Source organism: Actinoplanes sp. NPDC020271 (assembly GCF_044388125.1).
Taxonomy (GTDB): Bacteria; Actinomycetota; Actinomycetes; order Mycobacteriales; family Micromonosporaceae; genus Actinoplanes.
In genome coordinates this window covers 262,141-283,025 of sequence record NZ_JBIRWQ010000006.1, presented here as the reverse complement: position 1 = coordinate 283,025, position 20,885 = coordinate 262,141, and the positions used below count along the sequence as shown (strand labels likewise).

Annotated in this window: 17 protein-coding genes and 1 pseudogene; 6 read left to right on the top strand and 12 right to left on the bottom strand. The window is 70.5% G+C overall.

Features of this window, described 5'->3' with window-relative positions:
* Positions 1-12: 12 nt before the first annotated feature.
* Complete coding sequence (locus tag ACH442_RS16390; protein ID WP_396338834.1) at positions 13-1,098, bottom strand: glycoside hydrolase family 6 protein; 1,086 nt, start codon at positions 1,096-1,098, stop codon at positions 13-15.
* 195 nt (positions 1,099-1,293) lie between these two features.
* On the opposite strand from ACH442_RS16390, the gene ACH442_RS16385 reads away from it, so the two are divergent.
* Positions 1,294-3,195, top strand: a complete 1,902-nt coding sequence (locus ACH442_RS16385; protein WP_396338833.1) for a glycosyltransferase family 2 protein — start codon at positions 1,294-1,296, stop codon at positions 3,193-3,195.
* Between the two features lie 36 nt (positions 3,196-3,231).
* On the opposite strand, the gene ACH442_RS16380 is transcribed toward ACH442_RS16385, so the two are convergent.
* Positions 3,232-4,290: an aromatic acid exporter family protein gene (locus ACH442_RS16380; protein ID WP_396338832.1), complete on the bottom strand. Its 1,059-nt coding sequence runs from the start codon at positions 4,288-4,290 to the stop codon at positions 3,232-3,234.
* A gap of 380 nt (positions 4,291-4,670) precedes the next feature.
* The gene (locus ACH442_RS16375) at positions 4,671-4,913 is read right to left on the bottom strand and encodes a hypothetical protein (protein WP_396338831.1); all 243 of its coding nucleotides are present in this window, start codon (positions 4,911-4,913) and stop codon (positions 4,671-4,673) included.
* Positions 4,914-5,046: 133 nt separating this feature from the next.
* On the opposite strand from ACH442_RS16375, the gene ACH442_RS16370 reads away from it, so the two are divergent.
* Entirely contained in the window at positions 5,047-5,358 is a 312-nt protein-coding gene (locus ACH442_RS16370) for a hypothetical protein (protein WP_396338830.1), read from the top strand.
* A gap of 131 nt (positions 5,359-5,489) precedes the next feature.
* Positions 5,490-6,707 (top strand): right-handed parallel beta-helix repeat-containing protein, encoded by a 1,218-nt coding sequence (locus ACH442_RS16365; protein WP_396338829.1) that lies wholly within the window; start codon positions 5,490-5,492, stop codon positions 6,705-6,707.
* A gap of 262 nt (positions 6,708-6,969) precedes the next feature.
* Here the strand turns inward: ACH442_RS16365 and ACH442_RS16360 are convergent, their stop codons facing one another.
* The 6 genes and pseudogenes from ACH442_RS16360 to ACH442_RS16335 all read right to left on the bottom strand — a co-directional run bounded on the left by ACH442_RS16360 (position 6,970) and on the right by ACH442_RS16335 (position 15,234).
* Positions 6,970-7,536, bottom strand: a complete 567-nt coding sequence (locus ACH442_RS16360) for a hypothetical protein (protein ID WP_396338828.1) — start codon at positions 7,534-7,536, stop codon at positions 6,970-6,972.
* Positions 7,537-8,119: 583 nt separating this feature from the next.
* A pseudogene (locus ACH442_RS16355) lies at positions 8,120-8,344 on the bottom strand (response regulator transcription factor); the annotation flags it as partial.
* Complete coding sequence (locus tag ACH442_RS16350; protein ID WP_396338827.1) at positions 8,341-9,555, bottom strand: sensor histidine kinase; 1,215 nt, start codon at positions 9,553-9,555, stop codon at positions 8,341-8,343. The pseudogene ACH442_RS16355 and the gene ACH442_RS16350, both read right to left, overlap by 4 nt.
* 198 nt (positions 9,556-9,753) lie before the next feature.
* Complete coding sequence (locus ACH442_RS16345) at positions 9,754-13,068, bottom strand: ATP-binding protein (RefSeq protein ID WP_396339013.1); 3,315 nt, start codon at positions 13,066-13,068, stop codon at positions 9,754-9,756.
* Positions 13,069-13,070: 2 nt separating this feature from the next.
* Positions 13,071-13,739, bottom strand: a complete 669-nt coding sequence (locus ACH442_RS16340; protein ID WP_396338826.1) for a DUF4194 domain-containing protein — start codon at positions 13,737-13,739, stop codon at positions 13,071-13,073.
* Positions 13,732-15,234, bottom strand: coding sequence for a DUF3375 domain-containing protein (locus ACH442_RS16335; RefSeq protein ID WP_396338825.1), 1,503 nt, complete (start codon positions 15,232-15,234; stop codon positions 13,732-13,734). The genes ACH442_RS16340 and ACH442_RS16335 overlap by 8 nt, the downstream gene beginning before the upstream one ends.
* 97 nt (positions 15,235-15,331) lie before the next feature.
* On the opposite strand from ACH442_RS16335, the gene ACH442_RS16330 reads away from it, so the two are divergent.
* Entirely contained in the window at positions 15,332-15,538 is a 207-nt protein-coding gene (locus ACH442_RS16330) for a hypothetical protein (RefSeq protein WP_396338824.1), read from the top strand.
* A 167-nt stretch (positions 15,539-15,705) separates the two neighbouring features.
* On the opposite strand, the gene ACH442_RS16325 is transcribed toward ACH442_RS16330, so the two are convergent.
* Positions 15,706-16,269 carry a hypothetical protein gene (locus ACH442_RS16325; RefSeq protein ID WP_396338823.1) on the bottom strand — a complete coding sequence of 188 codons (564 nt, stop codon included), beginning with the start codon at positions 16,267-16,269 and terminating at the stop codon, positions 15,706-15,708.
* The gene (locus ACH442_RS16320) at positions 16,269-18,533 is read right to left on the bottom strand and encodes a glycoside hydrolase domain-containing protein (RefSeq protein ID WP_396338822.1); all 2,265 of its coding nucleotides are present in this window, start codon (positions 18,531-18,533) and stop codon (positions 16,269-16,271) included. Before ACH442_RS16320 ends, ACH442_RS16325 begins: the two co-directional genes overlap by 1 nt.
* Before the next feature lie 175 nt (positions 18,534-18,708).
* On the opposite strand from ACH442_RS16320, the gene ACH442_RS16315 reads away from it, so the two are divergent.
* The gene (locus tag ACH442_RS16315; RefSeq protein WP_396338821.1) at positions 18,709-19,728 is read left to right on the top strand and encodes an aldo/keto reductase; all 1,020 of its coding nucleotides are present in this window, start codon (positions 18,709-18,711) and stop codon (positions 19,726-19,728) included.
* Positions 19,729-20,014: 286 nt separating this feature from the next.
* On the top strand, positions 20,015-20,245 hold the full coding sequence (locus ACH442_RS16310; protein ID WP_396338820.1) for a hypothetical protein: 231 nt from the start codon (positions 20,015-20,017) through the stop codon (positions 20,243-20,245).
* 18 nt (positions 20,246-20,263) lie between these two features.
* On the opposite strand, the gene ACH442_RS16305 is transcribed toward ACH442_RS16310, so the two are convergent.
* The gene (locus ACH442_RS16305; protein WP_396338819.1) at positions 20,264-20,875 is read right to left on the bottom strand and encodes a glyoxalase; all 612 of its coding nucleotides are present in this window, start codon (positions 20,873-20,875) and stop codon (positions 20,264-20,266) included.
* Positions 20,876-20,885: the final 10 nt, after the last annotated feature.

Genomic DNA, 20,885 nt, shown 5'->3' with positions numbered 1-20,885 from the left:
CCGCGCACCCGCTCAAGCCGACCGGCCGGCGAGGTCCAGGGCGTAATCGGGCCACCACGCCCCGGCGGCCGGCTCGCCGGGGCGGCAGGCCCCGTCGGAGTCCCCCGGGTTCTTGACCCACAGGAAGGCGTCGACCCGGGGCCGGCCGGTGTCCGTGGTCGGCGCCGGCCCGAGCGCGCGGCCCGGAGGATTGCACCAGCGCGGCCCGCCGTCGATCTCGGTGTCGTCGACCGCGCCGGCCCCGTTGCGGCTGGTGTCGATCACGAAATGGGTTTTGCCGCCGAGCGCATCGGACACCTCGGTGCCGTAGGCGACGTTCTCGTCGGTGGTGACGAAGTTCGACACGTTGAGCGCGAAGCCGTCGGCCTGGCCGATCCCGGCCCGCTTCAGAGCGCCGGCCAGCCGGTCGGTGTCGGTGATCCAGCCCGGGTTGCCGGCATCCAGGTACACCGTGGCCGAGCCGGTCGCCTTGAGCACGGCGATCGCGTCCCGCAGCAGCGCCGCGCGCTGCCCGTCGTCCGCGGTGCACCCGTCGACCAGGTGCGGGACCGCGTCGGGTTCCAGCACGACCACGGCCGGGCGGTGCTCGATGCCGGCGGCGACCTCGCGGATCCAGCCCCGGTACTCGGCCGCCGTCCCGGCCCCGCCGGCGCTGTAGCTGCCGCAGTCGCGTTGCGGGATGTGGTAGATCACCAGGACCGGCACCCGGTTGCTCGCGGCGGCCGCGGTGACCAGCGTCGCGACCCGCTCGCGCACCGGCTGCGGGCCCGCGGTCACCCAGGTGGCGATGGGCTGCTCCGCGATCTTGGCCAGGGTCCGCGCGTCGCCGTGCCGGCCCTGCGCCGCCCACTGCCGGATCTGCGCGGCGGCATCCCCGTCCGGATCGGTGTAGAGGATCTTTCCGGCCAGCGGGTTGCCGCCGGCCAGGGGGTTGCCGGAGCGAGCGGGCGCCATGGGCGCCGGTGCGGTCGCGGCCGACTCGGCCGGGCGCGGACGGGGCTCCGGCTCGTCGCGGCCGCACCCGGCCGCTCCGAGCGTGACGGCGGCTGCGCCCGCCGCGGTCAGCCGCCACCACCGACGTCGGTTCTTCGTCCCCACATGCTCCCCTTCAGCCCCGGTATCCGGAAGAAAGCCAGCGTAATGGAGTACTCCCGACGGGTGACCCAAAGCGGGCATAAGCCTTCACAACGCCGCTTGTCCGCTGTGGCCGGTGAGCCGAACTGCCTACGGTGGCGCGGCGATCCGCCCACGGCCGACGTTCGGGGCGGCACGCATGTTGAGGAAAGGATCCTGGTGCCGTCACCCGAGTCACCGCCCCACGGTTCGTGGGAGCGACTGGAGCACTTCAGCCGCCTCGCCGGACCACTGACCGTCCCGCCGGCCGACCAGCCGTACCGGGTCCAGTTCCGCAACCAGCGCAAGGTCGACGGACGGTGGCGGCACGCGAAAGCGCTGTTCATCGCCGTACTCAATGTCTTCTTCGAGATCTTCTTCTTTGCCTGGCTCCTGCGACCCGACCACATCGGCCCGACCTATCTCGGGCCGGCCGCCGAGGCCGCCCGCATCGCCAACCTCGCCGTCATCGGCTTCATCGCCGTGGTCGAACTGCTGCGGCTGGTCAACGTGATCTCACTGTCGCTGGCCTCGATCGCCGCCCGCGACCCGATCCCGGTCGTTCCCGACCCGGCGATGCGCGTCGCGTTCCTGACCACGATCGTGCCCAGCAAGGAACCGATCGACGTGGTCCGCGACACGCTGCGTGCGGCCACCCGGATCCGGCACGACGGCCCGTTCGAGATCTGGCTGCTCGACGAGGGCGACGACGACGAGGTCAAAGCGGTCTGCGCCGAGATCGGGGTCCGGCACTTCTCGCGCAAGGGCATCGAGAAGTACAACCAGCCGGTCGGCGCGTTCCGGGCCAAGACCAAGCACGGCAACTACAACGCCTGGATCGACAAACACGGCGACCGGTACGACGTGTTGCTCTCGGTCGACCCGGATCATGTGCCGCTGGCCAACTTCGCCGAACGCATCCTCGGATACTTCCGGGATCCCGACGTCGCCTACGCCGTCGGCCCGCAGTGCTACAAGAACAGCACCGAATTCGTCACCCGGGCCGCCGAATCGCAGCAGTTCCCGTTCCACAGCGTCATCCAGCGTGCCGCCAACCTTTACGGCACACCGATGCTGGTCGGCACGAACAACGCCATGCGCATCGCCGCGCTCCGCAGCATCGGCGGGCTCAGCGACTCCATCACCGAGGACATGGCCACCGGCCTGAGCCTGCACACCAGTCGCAACCCGGCCACCGGCAACCGCTGGAAGTCCGTCTACACCCCCGACGTGTTGTCCGCGGGTGAGGGGCCGACCAGTTGGAGTGACTATTTCAGCCAACAGCGACGCTGGTCACGAGGCACCTTCGAGATCCTTTCCAGTACGTACTGGAAAAGGCTCTTCAAATTGTCCCCACCGGCGATGCTGCACTACACACTGATCACCACGTTCTACCCGTCGATGGCGATCGGCTGGCTGCTCGGCATCCTCAACGCCGTCCTGTTCCTGGGCCTGGGCGTCACCGGCATGACCATCGCCCCACAGACCTGGCTGGCGCTGTACACCGACGCGACCGCGTTCTCGCTGTGGCTCTACATCCACAACCGCCGGTACAACGTCAGCCCTTACGAACCCCCGGACTCATGGGGCCTGACCGGCATGCTCATGTCGATCATCGCCGCCCCGTTGTACGCGGGTCAGCTGGTCAGCACGATCCTGCGCCGCCCGGCCAAGTTCGTGGTCACGCCCAAAGGGGCCAGCAGCAGCCAGGACGGCCTGCGGACATTCCGCAACCACCTCGGGTGGTGCGCCGTGCTGCTCGTCGCCGTCGCCGTATCGTTCGTCCGGCACTACGCCAGCGGCGCGGCCCTGCTCTGGCCCTGCACCAGCCTGCTGGTGTGCGCGATGCCGATCGTCATCTGGCGGCTGGGCCCCCGGCTGGCCGACCCGACGGTGGCCGACCGCCCGTTCGTGGTCGCCGCTCCGGCCGGGCTCCTACCCGGGCCCCGGCACGCCGGCGACATCACCCGGGAGATCCCGAAAGCGCTGCTCTGGCAGCTCGACGCCGAGGCGGCGGCCCGCAGCGTGCCGACACAGCGCATCAACCTGTCCGAGAACACGCCCGACACGGCCAAGCGGTAGATGCTGCCCCGGACGTCCGACGAAAGGCTCTCCGGGTCAGGGCACGGTGAGCCCGACCGCCTCGTCCACCCGATCGAGGACGTCGTCATCGTGTCCCACACCGCGCAGCAGGTCGATGGCGGTGGCCCGGATCTGCCCGATGATCATTGTCAGGGGCAGGGCCGGCTCGGACTCCAGAAGTTTCGCGGCGATCCGCACCGCCTCCAGGGCGGTGTGATCGGCCAGACCGGCGTGCTGCTGCGGATCGTCGGTGCCGGTGAGGTCGGTGGCCAGGGCCTCGCCCGCGGCCCGGATCGCCGCGCTCAGCGCCCCGAACGCCCGGCCGAGCTCGACCGGCACCGGCACGTCCAGCCTGATGAGGGTGACAGCGTTGCGCGCCAGCACCCAGATGTTGTCCACGACGCGGTCCAGCTCGGCGGCGGTCGCTTCGACCTGTCGTACCTGGTGCACGTACCGCCGCCGGCCGACCCGCAGTCCGACCGCCTCGCCGGCCGCCAGCACCTCGGTCTGCAGCCGCTCCACCCTGGTGCGGGCCGCGCGGGCCCGGCGCAAGGCGTCGTCCGCGGCGCTGCGGTCACCGTCGCGCAGCGCCTCATCGACCGTGTCGAGCAGGCCGGCCAGGCCGGTGAAGGTCCGCTGGGCCTCGCGCACCAACGGAGCGAGCGGATTGCGGGCGACGACGAGCTGGCTGACCGCGAGCGCGAGCGCGCCACCGATCAGCGCGTCGAGGCAGCGCCACTGCATCACGTCGATCCTCGGTTCGGCCACCGCGACCAGGTAGATCGCCGAGATCGCCGCCTGCACGATCAGCGTGGTGCTGGCCCCGAAGGCGATCATCGGACCGACGGTCAGCAGCAGCACGACAGCGATCGTGACGGTTCCCGGCCCGAGGGCCTGCACGCCCAGGTCGGCGACCAGCACACCGGCCGCGACGCCGAGCACGATCTCGATGCTCTGCCGCAGCCGGCGCCCCCGCGCCTCGGCCAGCACGACCAGCGCGGCCGACGGGGCGAAGACCGGCGCGGGATGGCCGATGACGTGCGCGGCGACGACCCAGGCCAGGACGGCGGCCAGGATCGCCTCGCCGGCCGGCACCGCTGCTTGCCTGAGCCGCGTCGTTGCTGAACGGCTTCGCCGCCGGATCGCATTCCGGACAGGGTGGATCGTGGACAGGACTGGCCTCCAAGCTTCCGCGGCCCCGGTGTGGGCAACGAGTCAGGCCGGTACCCGGGATGACCGTAGTTGTAACGACACGAACCGTGCAGAGCCGTTACCACTCGGCGCCTGACCTGCCCACCGGCGCCGACGCCGGCCGCTTCCTGAAGAGCTCGCCGCCGCCCTCGCGGGCTGAGCTCGCGGCCGCTACCTGACGTCGAGGCCACCGTCACCGCAATTGCGCTCCTCGACGAGACCACCATCCGGGCCGTGCAACGAGCCGGCGCCGCCGTGGATCGGCACGGTGTCGCGGGTGCCCATCACGCGTCATCGTCACGCGGCGAACTCACGGCGATCATCAGTTCCGCGATGCCGGGCCGCCGCGTGCGGGGCATGCCGCCGACGATCCAGGCCTGGTGCCTCCGGAGCCGCCCGGGCAGTTGCCGCCCCTGCCGCAGCAGGCCCAGGAAGTGCTGCCATACCCCGCGAACAATGGAATCCGGATGAAAATCCGAGCCGTTTTCCTGCCCGTCGCGATACGTTCGGCTGCGGTACAGAAACATGTTGACCGGTCACCTACGCTACGGCCGTCGAGGTTGAGGCGAAGGGTCGATATCGGTGTCGCAGTCGAGTACGAAGCGGTTCCAGCGGTTCCCCATTATGTTCGGTGTCATTTTTATCGCATTTCTCGGATTCATGGGCGGCGCCTTCTGGCTTGCCTACAAGGCGATGGGTATCGATCACCTGAGCGATGAACAGATCCGCGGCGGTCGCACCTGCAGCGCGGACGTGCTGTCGGTTCAGGACACCGGATCGGTGCTCAACGAGAACACGGTCTACGAGTTCAGACTTCAGGTGCACCCCGAGGACGGTGCCGCGTACGAGGCGACGATCCGCGACTCGCTGAACTCGATCGAGGCCGGCCGGGTCGGTGCCGGCACGGACAAGTTCCCGTGCGTCATCGATCGGGACGACGCTTCCCGGGTCGAGGTCTTCTGGTCCGACTGAGCGGGCCGCACGGCCGACGACCCGGGGAGACGGGGACTCTCATTTTTGTTCTTCGATGCGAGCAACCTTTTGTCGCCGGCCGGCCACTGATGCAGGTAACCCCCATCCCCATCCCCCAAGGAGAGTCTCGGATGACGGCAGTTTCCGGACGCAGGCTGCTGCGGCGGGCGACGATCACCGCGGCATTCATGGTCACCATGGTGGGCGCCAGCATCGCCGCGATCGGCACGTCCGACGCCGCGACCACCACCACGTACTACGTGGCAACCACCGGCAGCGACAGCAACGCCGGCACGCTCGCAGCGCCGTTCGCCACCATTCAGAAGGCGATCGACACGGTCACCGCCGGCGGCACGATCGCGGTACGCGGCGGCACGTACGCCCTGACCGCCAACCTGCAGATCACCAAGAACGGCACCGCCACCACCCCGATCACCCTCACCCGGTACGGCACCGAGAAGGTGATCATCGACGGGGAGGCGCTCGGCTACACCCCCGGCGCGGTCGGCTCCACGATCCCCAGCGCCCAGCGCGGCGCGATCCACATGCAGGCGTCGTACTGGAAACTGGTCGGACTGGAGATCGCCCACGGGCCGTACGGGGTGTACTGCGACGGCTGCAACGGCAACACGTTCGACCGGCTGATCACCCACGACAACTACGAGACCGGCTTCCAGCTGCAGGGCACCTCGGCGAACAACACGATCCTGAACCTGGACAGCTACAACAACCGCGACCCGCGCAAGAACGGCGAGAGCGCCGACGGCCTGGGCGTCAAAGAGGGCAGCGGCACCGGCAACCTGGTGCAGGGCGCACGCCTGTGGAACAACATCGACGACGGTTTCGACGCCTGGAGCTTCACATCCCCGATCAGAATCCAGAACTCGATCGCGTACGGCAACGGGTACAACCGGTGGAGCATCCCGAACTTCTCCGGTGACGGCAACGGGTTCAAGCTCGGCGGCAGCGGCGGCACCGGCCCGGCGGCAGCCCACGCCGTCACCAACAGCATGGCGTTCAGCAACGCGGCGCACGGCTTCACCGACAACGGCAACACCGGTGCGATCACGGTGAACCGCTCGACCGCGTACAAAAACGTCAAGACCGGCTTCGACTTCGACGGCGGCTCGACCGCGAAACTGACCGCGAACCTGGCGGTCGGCAACGCCACCGCGGTCGCGCTCGGCTCCTCCACCGCCTCCGGCAACTCGTGGAACATCGGCGGCACCTGGACCCTGCTGAGCACCGATTCGTCGACGATCACCGGCGCGCGCGCCGCGGACGGCTCCGTCCCGGCCTCGAACTACCTCGTGCCGGCAAACGGCTCCGCCGTCGGCGCCAAGATCTGACCCACCGGGAGTGATCCGGTGGCCCGCCGTTCAGCGGTGGGGCCACCGGATCGGTGCCCGCGCCGAGGAAGACGGCCGGTGGAACGACGCGGTCACGTGCGCGAGCTCGATGAAGATCGAATTCCAGTCCCCCGACGCCGTCAGCCCGGCTGAATCTCACGATCGAAAAATTCAAGTACTTCACCGCCCCAGGGCCCGCCTCGACACAGAACCCAGCGCGCTGACCACGACCGTCTACCGGGTCGGTGAGTCGTCAGGATCGCTACCTGAGGCGGCGTCGGAGACGGGTGATCGCGCGGAGGATCTCGTCGCGGTTCTTGGCCGATTTCAACCACGGCGGCAACCGGGCCACCATTGTCAGGCCGGGCCGTTGCGGGTTACGTTCCCGGAGCTTTGCCCTGACGTAGTCGGCCAGCAGGGCAAGATGCGCCTCGTTGAACGCCCAGAGCGTCTGTCCGCCGCAGCATCGTTCCTGTAGCCACAACGGAAGGCGGAAGTACGGATCGACCGGCCCGCCCCAGCAGGAACTTCCGCCCTTCGGCTGCCACTCCGAAGCGGAGACACAACCCGTGCAGACAAACCGTCGCGGCCAGTGCATCGCGACAGCGCCCTCGACGGGTTCGGCGCTGACCACGGCACGGCATCCGCAGTGCGGGCACACCACGTCGATGTCGTCGATCGCCAGTGTCTGTAGCCAGACCGGCGGATCACGGAACCTGACCTCTGACTCGTGTCCATTCACGTCGGCCATCGTTCCCGAGCGCGCCCGGCCCGTCATCGTGTTTACCAGGTGGCCCGAAACTCGCCCGATACTGCGAGGCCAGATCATCTCGCACCTCCGACTCCCGAAATGCTGGTACCAGCGCGGAGGAGACGCCAGCGATCTGATCGCCAAGTGCTCACCACGACAGCGGGGCAGGTGGCTTCACGCGCGAGTGCCGAGCCCACCTCGCCGCAGGTTCGGGTCCCACCTTTCGAGTCGTGATTTCTACGGCCGAAATTTTGGGGCCCGGGGACGCGAGTCGCCGATGTCGTGCAGTACGGCAAACACCTTTTGCCATCAGGCGGTACAGGACGGCCAGAAGCTGCCTGACGGGCTCCGGAATCCGAGGCGCACAACCAGGCGTGCATCGCAGCTGTCGCATTCGAGCAGCGATGCGTCCGCGCGTCGATCGGGCGAGAAACCGAGGCAGGTGGGGACTTCCACGGAGCGTGATATCGGCCAAGGACCGCGACGAGGTCCTCCGCACCATCACCCGTCCCCGGCGCCGCCTCAGGTAGCGATCCTGACGACTCACCGGCCCGGTAGATGGTCGTGGTCAGCGCACCAGCCGCCGGGCCGCACCAGCCCGGACTCGTAGGCGAAGACCACCGCCTGTACGCGGTCACACAGGCCGAGTTTGCTCAGGATCCGGCCGGCCGGCGGCGCAGATGCGCCTGGTCGCCGTGACCCCGTCGAGCACCGGCATCCGTAGGTCCATCACGACGACGTCGGCCGGGGTGGTGCGCAGCAGACGCAGCGCCTCGGCGCCGTCGCCGGCCTCGCCGACCACCGTCATGTCGTCCTGGAAGTCCAGGACCATCCGGAAGCCGGCCCGGACCAGATGCTGGTCGTCGACGAGAACGATCCTGATCATGCAGCAATCTCACGAGCCGCCGCGCCGATCGGCAAGCCGGCATGCACGCGCCAGCCGCCGTCCGGCCCCGGCCCGGCTTCGAAGGTTCCGCCGTAGAGGGCGACCCGCTCGCGCATGCCGACCAGACCGTGCCCGCCCGCGGGTGTGGGCGCACCGCCGGGGCCTGAGTCGGTCACCTCGATGTCGATGGCGTCGTGCCGGTAGTCGACCGTCACGGTGGCCGACGGGTCCGGGCCGGCGTGCTTCACCGTGTTCGTCAGCGATTCCTGCACGATCCGGCAGACGGCGAGCGCCACCCCGCCGGGCACCTCGGGCGGCGTGCCGTGCACGACCGACTCGACGGTCAGACCGGCGTCGCGGGCGCGCTGCACCACGGTCTCGAGCTGGTCCAGCGTGACCGGCACGCGGTCGGACGGGTCGTCGCTGTCGGCCCGGAGCAACTCGACGAGCTGCCGGATCTCCTCCAGGGCGTCGCTGCCGGTGGTGCCGATGGTCCGCAACGCCTCGCGGGCGCGTTCCCGATCACGGTCGAAGGCGTACGCCGCGCCGTTGGCCTGCAGGATGATCACCGTCAGCGAGTGGGCGACGATGTCGTGCAGTTCCCGGGCGATGCGGGCCCGTTCCTCGGCGACCGTGAGACGGGCCATGTGCCGGCGTTCCCGCTCGGCGCCGGCCCGTCGCTCGGACGCGTTCATCCGCATCTGGCGGACATACCGCACGCTGAGGGCAACCGCCCACATCACCGCCCCGTAGCCGAAGATCAGCCCGAAGTTGTGCGCGAGCTCGACCAGGGGAAACGGCGGCCCGGACTGCACGGGCAGCAGCAGGGACGCGAAAAGCCACGTCGCCAACCCGCCCACCACGGCCCGCCGCAGTGTCACCGCGTGCACGATGACCGAGTACATCGCGACGGCGATCGTGATCAGCTGCACGCCGTCGTGCAGTTTCGACCCGTTCACCTCGATGGTCGCGGTGAGCGCGGTCAACGTCGCCACTGCGCCGGCGACGGCGATCGGGTGCGATCGCCGCCACAACAGCACCGACCCGGTGAGCCCCCCGAAGATCAGGCCGCCGATGCGGAACTGATGCCACCACCACGTGGACAGGGCGGCCACCGAACCCGAGACCAGCAGGTCCACCAGCAGACTCCGGCCGCGGGCGGGCACGTGCGACAGGATGCCGGCCGGCGTGTTCGAGGGGTGCGACGACATGGACAACTCCGGTGGCCGAGGAACCAGGGACAGCGGCAACGCTAAGGCTCGGCGGGGTTCCCGGCGTCCGCCGCGATGATGAACCGGGGCGTACGACTCAGGTCGCACCTCCAGCTCTCCGCATGCGCCACCCGCGACGTCAGCGGCGTACGGCGGCCCCGTCCAGGTCTGCGGTGAGCGTGACCGGGAGGTCGGTGGTCATTCCACGCCGACCAGCAGCTTCGCCCGGGACCGGCCGTGGGTGTTCTTGAGGATCACGTACTCCGCGTCGACGTGCGGCTCGATCGCACTGTGCTTGTCGTTGGGTGCGCCGATGATCAGCTGGAAGCCCAGTCCGCGCCACGCGCCGATGGCACGGCCGGTGAAGTGCGCGTCCGCCTTGATCAACGCCTCGTCGAGGAAGACCGGGGCGTAGCGGGGGCGGGCCGCGCCGGCGTCGCCGAGCTGGTAGCGCAGCGCGGCGCCGACGATGAACGCGACGAGTTCCTGCGACTCGCCGCCGGACTTCTCGCCGATGTGGTCGTAGACGGCGACGTGCCGGCCGTCGAGGTCGATCTTCTCGGCGCTGATCCGGACGTGGTTGCGTACGTCGACGAGGTCGGCGAAGTCCGGCGCGGACCGGCGGATCCGGTCGATCACCTTGGCCATCCGGTGGTAGGCGCGTTCCCGGTCGTCCTCGGTCGCCGCCTTGTCGATGACGGCGCGTACGTCGCGCAACTCCTTGCGGAACCGGGCCCGCGCCGTGGAGTGGCTCTCCTGCGGGTCGATGCGCAGCCGATGGTTGTCGTCGGCGAACGGCAGGTCGGCGAGGATGCGGTTGACCGGGTCGATCCGGTCGCGGATCTCCCGTACGGCGGCGGCGAGTTCGCTGTCCAGACCGGTCAGGTCGTTGCCGGACAGGTTGAGCAGACTGTCCCGCCATTCCGTCTCCAGCTCGTGCAGGCCGCTCGTCTCCAGGTCGGTGAGCAGGTGGTCGAAGTCGCGGTAGGAGGCGTCCGGGTCGATGCCGAGGTTCGGGTTCGGCCAGCGTTCGAGGAACGTCGAGAACGTGTCGTGCAGCGCTTTCCTCGACCGGCCGATCGACTCGGTCGCGTTCTGCCGATCGGCGCGGAGCCGCTCGGTGGCGTGTTTGGCCGCCGCGTCGAACTGGTCGAGCCCGTCCGTGTCGCCGTCGAAGAGCGTCTCCAGGTAGTGCCGGTGTTCCTCGCCGACCTCGACGCCGGAGTCGGCGGCCTTGTCCACCGCGGTCTGGGCGCGATCCACCTCGTCGACGATCGACGCCCACGACCTCCCGAGGGCTTCCACGGCGTCCTTCTGCCGGCCGACCCGCTCGGTCAGCTCTCTGACCTGCTGTTTCAGGGTGTCCAGTTGGTGCTGCAACTGGTCGATCTCCGGGTTGCCGGCGCGGATCTCGTCGATGACACCGTTCCACCGATTCAGTTCCGCGCGCACCGCGTCGACGTCCACCTGCTCCCAGGACAGTTCGGTCAACGACTGGTACGCCGCCCGGCGCGCTTCGAGCGAGTTGAGGTCCTCCTCCGCTCGCACCACCCCGGCGGCCGCGTCGTCGAGCTGCTTGCGGGCGAGGTCGATCCGGGTCTCGAGGTCGGCGAGCGTCCGGCTGTTGGTGAAGCCGAGCACGTTGGGCCGGCCCTGCCCGCCGTGCGCGCCGCGGCTGCCGTCCGACGTCTGGCCGGTGATCGTGAGGGCCTTGCTGTACTGCGGCAGCAGCCGGGGCGTGTCGACGCAGACGTAGGCGAACCGGCGGGCGAGTTCGCTCTTGAGCCAGGCGGTGAACGGCGACGGCCGGTAGTCGAGCCGCCCGGGAAGGGTGTTGCTGTCGAGGCCGACCTCGTCGCGCTGCCCGGTGCGTACGCCCTCGAACGGGATCCGTCGTGCGGTCGGGACCGCGTTGATCGCCTCGCGGAACGCGTTCAAGCGCCCGATGTCGATCAGCATCCGGGTGGCGAATCCGCCGAGGGCCAGGTTGAACGCGTCGCGCCACGGCTCGAACTCGGTGCGGACCTCGATCAGCTCGCCGACGAACGGCAGGTCGTCGGGGGTGAGCCCGGCGGCCTCGGCCAGCGCCGCGCGAGCCGCGTGCAGCTCCGTGGAGATGTTGCCGCGGCGTGTTTTGACCGCGTCGCGCTCGGCACGCAGCCCGTTGAGCTCGCGCTTGGCTTCCTTTTCCTGCAGAACCGCTTCGGCGTACGCGTTCTGAGCGTTCTTCCGGGCGTCCGCGTCCGCCAGGGACCGGCGCGCCGTCTCGATCAGCCCGGCGAAGTCCTCAGCCGTCGCGACCGTGGCACCGATCGTGCCCAGCCCCCGGTCCAGTCGTTCCCGGGCGCGTTCGACGTCGCCCAGCCGCAGCTCGACGACCCGGATCTCGCGCTGCGCGGTGTCCATGCGGTCGCCACCGGAGGCGCGGATCGTGTCGGACACCCCGTCGCGCTGCGATTCGGCCGCGGTGACCAGTGAGTTCGTCTCGGCCAGTTCGTCCTGGGCCCGGCGGTGCCGCTGATCCAGATCGTTCTCGGCCGCGCGCAGCAGGTCGAGGCGCCGCTGGTGCCGCCACAACGCGGCCGGGGACGCCGCGTCGGTGAAGGACCCGATCTCGTCGATCGCCCGCAGCCGGTCCGCCGCGTCGTCGATGATGCGCCGGTGTTCGCGGATCGGGGTCAGCGCCTTCACCTGCTGGCGGGCGGTGATCATGCGGGTCCGGGTGCCGGACAGCTCGTCGAACTGCTGCACCACGGCGTCGGCGGTGGCCAGGGTGGACGGCTCCTCCAGGACCATCGTCTTGTAGAGGGCGTCGACCGTGGTGATCTGCTGGCCGGCCTGGATCCGTCCGAGCAGGGCGACCGCCTTGTTCCCGTCGCCGGCGGCGCCGATGCCGAGCGTGGTGTGCAGCCGCGCGGTGAAGTCCCGATCGGTGTCACTCCAGCTCAGGCCGGTCGCCAGGACCTCGGGACGAGCGAGTTTGCGGGCCGCGGGACCTTCCAGCGCCCGCAGGTCGTAGGCGCGGTCACAGGTGGCCCGCACGGTCACGACGTCGTCGAGGATGCGGGCGGACGACGGGACGTACCAGGCGCGCAGCGCGGTGAACTCGGCACCGGTGTGGTCGACCCAGGTCATCGCGATGGCGGACCAGGTGTCACGGCCGTCGCCCCGCAGCACCCGCACCTTCGTCTCGCCGTCGGTGCGTGACTCGTCGAGCTTGCCCCGGGCGTACGAAAGAATGTTTCTCTGATCCTTGCCCCTGGGCCGGCCGACCACGCCGCCGTTGGACGCACCGTTGAACGGCGTCGTGTGCGGCATGAGCAGCGCGATGTACGAGTCCATCAGCGTCGATTTACCCGACCCGGAACCGCCGCTCAGCAGCGTCGCGCCGGGAGCGAGCCGCAGGTGGTGGTACCCGTCGTAGCCGCCCCAGTTGACCAGTTGCAGGTCCCGCGCCACCCACTGCTGGCCCCGCGACGCCGCCGGGATCAGCCCGAACAGGGTATCGATCATGCTCACGCCGTGGCCTCGTTCTGTTCGCGCAGCCACTGGTTCAGCTCGGCGAGTTTCTCCGTGCTCAGGACGACCTCCACCATCGGGGTGATCCGGTACCGGCCCGCGGACTCCTCCGCGAGCAGACCCTCGGTGACCAGGCGTTGCACCGCGTTGCGGACCTCCTGCTGGCGCCGGGCCAGGTTGAGGTCGTGCGGGTCGAAGTAGGTCAGCACGGTCTGCTCCAGCTCCTCGATGTCGACCCGCGCCGACGTCTCCCCGGTGCCGCGTTCGCGCTGGAAGACGGTCCGCAGGTGCACCAGGACCAGCGTCTCGGCCCGGTTGTAGGGGTCGTCCTTGAGCAGGATCGGCACGTCCAGCTCCATCGACCGCACCTGCTGCTTGTAGGCGACGCCGCGGTCCTGGTCGACCACGAGACGGACGAACAGGTCGTGCATCCGCGACTCGATGATCTGCTGGTTCTCCAGCAGCGTGCGCCACTGCGCCGGGTTCTTCTCGGCGACCAGGAACTTACGCCGCAGCAGTTGGACCAGCACCCGGCGTACGTCCATGTCGAGGGTGCCCGCGTCGCCGGCGAACAGCTCGGCCGGGTCCTCCTCCATGGACAGCGGGTCGATGAACCCCGCCGTCACACCCGCCGCCCAGCTGCCGGCACCGTCCGGTTCACTCACCGTCACCACTCCCGTCCGCACCGGCAGGGTTCGCCGCCACCACACCGCCGAGAGCGAACCGTCGCCGGGTCCGGTCCGGGCGCACCGTCTCGACCACCGCGACCTCGTCCGTCTCCGTCATCCCGGCGCCGTCGGCGAGTTCCAGCAGGCCGAGCAGGTCGACCGGCCGCCGGAGTTCCTCGGCCGCGGCGCGGAACGCCGCCACCACGTCGACACTCGCCGCCTCACCGGCAAAAACTTCCCAGTGGGTACGCAGGTCGGCGTACCGGGGGCCGCCCCAGGCGCGCGTGTCCGCGTCCGGTGGATCCTCGGACTCGTCCCAGTTCGGCAACGGCGCGGGCGGCTGCGGGGGCCGCAGGTCGCTCATCCGCTGACGCAGGTGACCGACGTCGGCGACCGGCAGGCGGCGCAACGGCTCGACGGCCTCGCCCCGGCGCGAGCCGGAAACCCATTTGTGCAGGCCCGACATCACGTCCCGCAGCAGTTCGTCGACCTGGCGGTCCCGCATCGGATCGTGGTTGCGGACCTGAGTGGTGATCACGTGCGACGCCTGCCGCTGGGCCGCCAGCACCTCCTTGACCCCCTGCTCGATCCGCCGGGAGATCTCCGTCAGCTCGCGCCGCTGCTGCTCCGGCAGCAACTCGGTGAACCGGTGCCGCAGCACGATCCGCAGCTGACCCCACAAGGTGTCGATCTGCGCCGGGTCGCCGATCAGCCGCAACGCCCCCGCGAACGCGCGACCCTCCGGCGTCGCGTCCAGGATCCGCTGGCCACGGGCCAGGTACTCACGCAGCACCTCCCCGGTGGGCCGTACGTCCTGGCGCAGTTCCGCGACGACGTCGCGCTGAATGGCCTTGATCGACTCCGCCACGCGCGCGAAGTCGGCGGGCAGCTCCCGCGCCAGGTGCAGCACGTTCTCGGCCGCCTCGAGCAGTTGCTCGTCGTCGGCGGTCTCGACCGCCCCGCCCTTCTCGAGCCGCGTCAGCTCCTTCTGCCGCCGCTGGATCTCCTCGTGCAGGCGCACCATCCGCGACATCAGATCCGGATCGGCGTCCTGCGACAGTCGCTCGATCGCCTCCAGCAACGTCCGGACCCGTGACTCCGACACCCTGGTGCGCGAGCCGCCGACCCGCCCGGCGACTTCGAGAGCACCGACGCCGTACGCCGAGAGCCGGTACACCTCGGCGTCGGCGTCGGACACCTGCCGGACCAGCCATCCCGCCTGCACCCACTGCCGGCAGAGATCACGCGCGTTGCCGGCGGGAAGCGGCTGACTGTCCTCGTCGCCGTACCCGGCCGCCCGCAACTGGTCGAGGGCGTCGTTGATCTCCGCGTGCGCGTCCGCCACCACGACGGTCGGGCGCTCGGCGGTGAAGACCATCGCCAATACCGTCACGACGAACGGCGCGTGCATCTGGTGGAGCAAGGCGAGCATCGGATTCTGAAACGCCCGAAGCGCCCCTTGGTAAGCACCTTCAACACCTCGCGTAGCCATCAGCACACAGCCTACGGCCAGGCAAAGCCGTCAATGGGTAGGGCATCATCCGCTCCGGCGTCACCCGGCGTCACCGTCGCGGGATCGGGTGATCCGCATGGCTACTCGTCGTCAACTTCTCTCCGGTGCCGCCCTCGCCGCAGGTGCCGTCGCTCTCCCGGGTGGCGCCGCCGGCGCGGCCGCGCCGGCCGGCCTCTTCCCCCTCGGCGTGACCAGCGGTGACCCGCTGCCCGCCGGGGTGGTCCTGTGGACCCGCCTGATCAGCGACCACGGCCTGCCGCGCCGGGCCGTCGAGGTCGACTGACAGGTCGCCCACGACCGGTGAGGATCAGGAGCGCCGGCTGCTCCACGGCCTCGACCACAGTCCCGCCCGGTCGAGACGATCGCCGTGCGCGACGCCCCGGTCGGCACCACCGCGTCGTACACCGTGGAATCGGGCACGTCCACGCTGGTGAGGAGCTGAGCGAAGGGTCAGCGGGCCATGCTGCGGCGGACCGATTGCGCGCGGCGCAGCCGGTCCGCCGTGAACGGCAGGGCGGTGCCCGCCCCGACCCGGCGGCTCGGCGACGCGGCCTCGGTGTCCAGGCGCTTCGCCAGCGCCCGCAGGCGGTGGTCGGCCGGCGGCACCGCGATCTCGAAGCGGCCCTCGCGCGGCGTGCGCGCGTCCCCGCCCCAGCCGAGCATCCCGTCGCACTGCGCGACGATGTCATGAACCACGATTTGCTGGTACGGCATGAAGCCGTCCCGTGCCCCCGCCGGGTACCACCCCGGCCGGACGTCGAGGACGGTGCCGGAGGCGTCGGTGACGAGATCGCCCGGCCGGAGGGCGTCGATCTCGTAGTGGAAGCGGCGAGCCGCGTAGAGCAGGACCGTCGCCGCCGGACCGGGCAGCAGGGCCACCGTGAGGTCGGTGCCCTGCACGGCGTACGTCCGCAGGGTGGGTCCGACCGCGGCCTCGGCCGGGGCGGTGGGCAGCCCGGGAACGGTCAGCACGGCTCCGGCTCCGGCCGACGCCAGCAGGGTACGTCGCCGCATCAGGACACCTTTCCTCGACGGATCTGGATCTGCTCGTTCTCGGTCAGCGCGACCAGCCGGTCGGCGAAGCCGCGGCAGAACTGCCGCAGCTGGTCGTCCACGGTCACCGGGGTCGTGGCCAGCCCGCGCAGCAGCAGCGTGCGGTATGCCGTCACCACGTCGTCGCCGGTGTCGGTGAGCAGGCTCTGCGCGGCGGTGGCGGCCGCCGTCGGGTCGCTGCCGAACCGGCCGCGGTAGAACAGGCTGAACCGGACACCGCGGTCGGCGCCGCGCAGGTGGGCGCCGAGCGTGGCACCCGCGCGCAGGGCCGTCGCGGCCAGGTACGCGTCCACGTCCGCGACCAGCCCGGCGAGGTCGAGCGCGGCCGGGTTCGCGCTGGTGGCCAGGTACGCCGCGCAGTAGTCGCGGGCCGCGACGGCCGGAGCCGTGAACCGCCACCCGCCGTAGAACGCGATCAGGTCACCGCCCCAGCCGCCGGCGTCACCACGTCCGCGCAGCTCGGCCAGGGTCGCCGCACCCCATCGACTGACGTCCACGTCCACCCCGGCGACCGGGTCGCGGTAGGTGCGCACGCGCGCCAGCCCGGTGGCGTCGACGTAGCCGGCGAATGCCGCGTCCGTGCCGCCGGCCAGTCTCCGGGTCTGCCAGTTGTCGTAGCGGCCGGCCCGCAGGTATTCCAGGACCCGCTCGCCCGGGTCGCCGTTGTCGTAGGCGACCGCGAGCTCGTGCAGCCGGTCGATCCAGTCGAGGTAGGCGGCCAGGCCGGTCGCGGTGGAGCCGAAGGCGCCCTCCCCCGCGTCGGTGCCGGTCCGCTGCACGCACTTGTCGATCTCGAGAGTGCCGACGTCGATCGTCGAGATCTGGTCGAAGGCCCAGTTGGTGGGCAGCGGATACGCCACGTTTCCGGTCCAGCCGGAGGTGATCCCGCTGACGAAGCTCCACCGCGGGAACGCCTCGGCCGCGAGCCGGCTGCACACGTTCCGAGCGCCGTAGACGCCGTGCGAGTACCGGCTGCCACGCTGCCGCAAACCGGCGTCGACCCCGAGGAAGTACGGGACGACCCGCTGCGTCACCTCGGTGTCGGTCGCGTCGTAGTCGACGGCGAACCAGACGACCGCCCCCGCGTCGATGCCGTGCCCGACCGCCGCGTCGTGCGCGCTCAGTGCGTCCGCGTAGCCCTGTGCCCAGCCGAAATAAGAGGCCGAATCCGCGTACGTCTGGAAGATCGGGAACAGGCGCAGTCCGTTGGCCGCCAGGGTGGCCGGTTCACCGGGCTTGATCTTCTTGTCGAAGTCGCTGCCCTCGACGTTGGTCAGGTAGCGGCCGATCGTGCGGTACCCGGCCGCCACCAGGGCCCGGGCGCGGGCCGTGGTCACCTCGTCGACGGTGTCGGCGGCCGTGCCCGGGCGGGCCGGGTCACCGGTGCTGATCAGCAGCGACGCCCAGGTGGCGAAGTCACCCTCGCCGTTCCCGGTGAGCCCGCAGAACTCCTGGACCGCGCGGGCGGCGGCGGCCAGCGGCTCGTCGAAGTCGCCCGCGAAGATCGGCGTCGCCGGGTAGTGCGTGAGCGCGGCCGAGAACAACCGTACCCACGGGCCGGAAGAACCCTTCTTGACCAGGCCCTTCGCCTTGACCCCGGCCTGGGTCAGCGGGCCGAAGTTGCCGTTGGCCTGCGCGTCGGTCAGGCCGCCCTCGTACTGCACGGCGAAGATCAGCGCGGTCAGGAACTCGCGGGAACGGCGGCCGTCGCAGGCCAGCACGACGAACGCCGACCGGTTCAGGTAGCGGTCGTTCATCCACTGCTGGGCGGCGCGCAGTGGCGCGGAGGCACCGGACGCCAACCGGTAGCCGTCGGTGAACAACAGCGCCTTGCAGACCTTCGGGACGACCGTGCCGTCGATCCGCGCACCGAGCCCGGCGTCGGTCATCAGCGCCCCGACAGCGGCGGCCACGGCCGTACCGTAGACGCCGTCGAGACCGAAAGTGGCATAGCCCTTGCAGACCAGGCCACCCTGGACGATCCGGACCAGGTTGCGGTTCGTCTCGGTGGGACCGATCGGGCCGTGCGCGGTCAGCGCCGCCAGCGTCGCCGGGCCGAAGTTGTCCGAGAGCGCCGTGATCCCCAGCTCGTGCTGCAGCCCCCGGGTCAGCGCGGCCATCGTCTGACGTCCGGCGCTGCCGTCCTCGGTGATCGCGACATATCCGGAGACCCCGGCATACGTGGCGTTGACCCATTGCTGCACTGCCAGCACAGCGGCGTCCATCAGCACCTCTGATTCATCGTGATCACTGCCCGGCCGGACGCCACGATACAGGTCGCGGCAAAACGGGGCGTTCCGGCCGTTCCCGCAGCCACGGTCCGATCCTGCGCACGCGCCGGACGGTTGAACCGCCCGGCCGGAGGAATACTGAGACCTTCTCGGAGAGAGGGGCTGACTGATGGAGTACCGCACGCTGGGCGGCACCGGCACGATCGTCTCGACGCTGTGCCTGGGGACCATGACGTTCGGCAACGAGAGCAGCGAGGAGGTGTCGCACGCCCAGCTCGATCGATTCGTCGAGGCCGGTGGCAACTTCGTCGACACCGCCGACGTCTACTCGCGGGGGATCTCCGAGGAGGTCATCGGACGCTGGCTGGCGGCCCGATCCGGCGTACGCGATCAGCTCGTCATCGCCACCAAGGGGCGCTTCCCGATGGGCGACGACCCGAACTCGGCCGGGCTGACCCGGGTGAACCTGTCCCGGGCGCTCGACGCCAGCCTGCGCCGCCTCGGCGTCGACACCATCGACCTCTACCAGGCACACGCCTGGGACCCGCTGACCCCGCTCGAGGAGACGCTCGCGTTCTTCGACGACGCCGTCCGGGCCGGCAAGATCCGCTACGTGGGGGTCAGCAACTTCCTCGGCTGGCAGCTGCAGAAGGCGGCCCTGATCACCCGGTTCCGGGGGCTGGCCCCGATCGTCACGCTCCAGCCGCAGTACAACCTGCTGGTCCGGGAGATCGAGTTCGAGCTGGTCGACGTGTGCCGCAACGAGAACATCGGCATCCTGCCCTGGTCACCGCTGGGCGGCGGCTGGCTCACCGGTAAGTACCAGCGCGACAGCCGGCCGACCGGCGCCACGCGGCTGGGCGAGGACCCGGGCCGGGGCATGGAAGCGTACGGGCCGCGCAACTCCGACACCCGTACCTGGAACATCCTTGACGCGGTCCGCAGCGTCGCCACCGACCGCGGCGCGTCGATGTCGCAGGTGGCGCTCGCCTGGCTCGCCGACCGCCCCGCCGTGACCTCGGTGATCCTCGGCGCCCGCACGCTGGAGCAGCTCGACGACAACCTCGGCGCCGCCGGACTGCACCTGTCGGAGAAGGAGACCGCGCTGCTCACCGAGGCCAGCACCCCGGTGGTCGGCGAGTACCCGTACGGCCCGCTCGGTGTCGCCCAGCGCGACCGGCACATCTGAGAGGGAAAACGGCACCGGACGGGCCGTGGCCGGGCCCCGGCCGCCGGGGGGGCGCCGCCGTGGTGGCCGCCGGGCGTGCGACGGCCGGCCCTCGTATCGGGAGTCGCCGTGACCGGCAGGCGGCGCGGTCAGTCGGCGGCGACCCGCAGCGACCGGCCGCCGGTGACGTTCAGCAGGTCGTCGAAGGTCAGCGGGAACACGGTGTGCGGCGCCGCGCCCGGCCACGCCGCAGTGGGTCCGCGAGCCGCGTCATCAGGCCGTAAGCGGCGAGGTAGTCGAGCGCGACGTGCATCTCGACGCCGCCGGCGGACGAGGGCCACCACCTCGCACCCGCGATCAAGACCGATCGCCACCACGTGCCGTCCGGTGCGGCGAGGTCACCCTGACGGCCGCGAGCCGCGATGCCGCCGCCCTGGCCATCGGCCCGCTGTACTACCGCAGCACCATCGAGCACGCCGCCGCCGGCCCCGGCCTGGTCGACGCCGTCATCGCCGCACTGGGCACCTGGTCGGACTGACCGGCCGACCGCGGCGGCTCAGGCGGACGCGGCCTCCCGGGTGAAGCCGTCCGGGTCGGTGCCCGGCCCTCCCCCGCCGATCACCACCCGGTGCGATCCCGTGCCGTCGACGGCCACTCCGGCCGCCTTGGCCAGGGCTTTTCGCTTCAAGAGCGACAATTTCACGGTACGGGCGGGCGCGGTGAACTCGACGTACCTGCTCCCGAAGCTGCGGCCCACGACGAAGCCGTTCGCCACGTAATAGCGCTTGGCGGCGGCCACGTCGGCCACGCCCAGTTGGAGGACCACGTCGTCGAATTCCGGGGCGGCCGGGGCGGTGTCCTTCTTGGACGACGACGCGACGGTCACGATCGTGCCGTCCGGCGCCTGGACCACGCCGCCGTAGCCGAACAGGGACTTCTCAGCCGGCTTCAGCGTGGTGGCGCCGGCGGCGACGGCCGCGTCGATCAACGCGTCGACGTTCGCCGGCTGGGCGGCGATCAGCGACAGGGTGAAGCCGCGGAAGCCGGTCGTCGGCGCCTGCGAGGCCCGGACCCGGACCCGGGCGCCCAGCCCGAGGACGTCGGTGTAGAACGCCTCGGCGGTGGCCGGGTCGGCGACTTCGAGGGTGAGGTGCTCGATGCTGGTCATGACGGTGTTC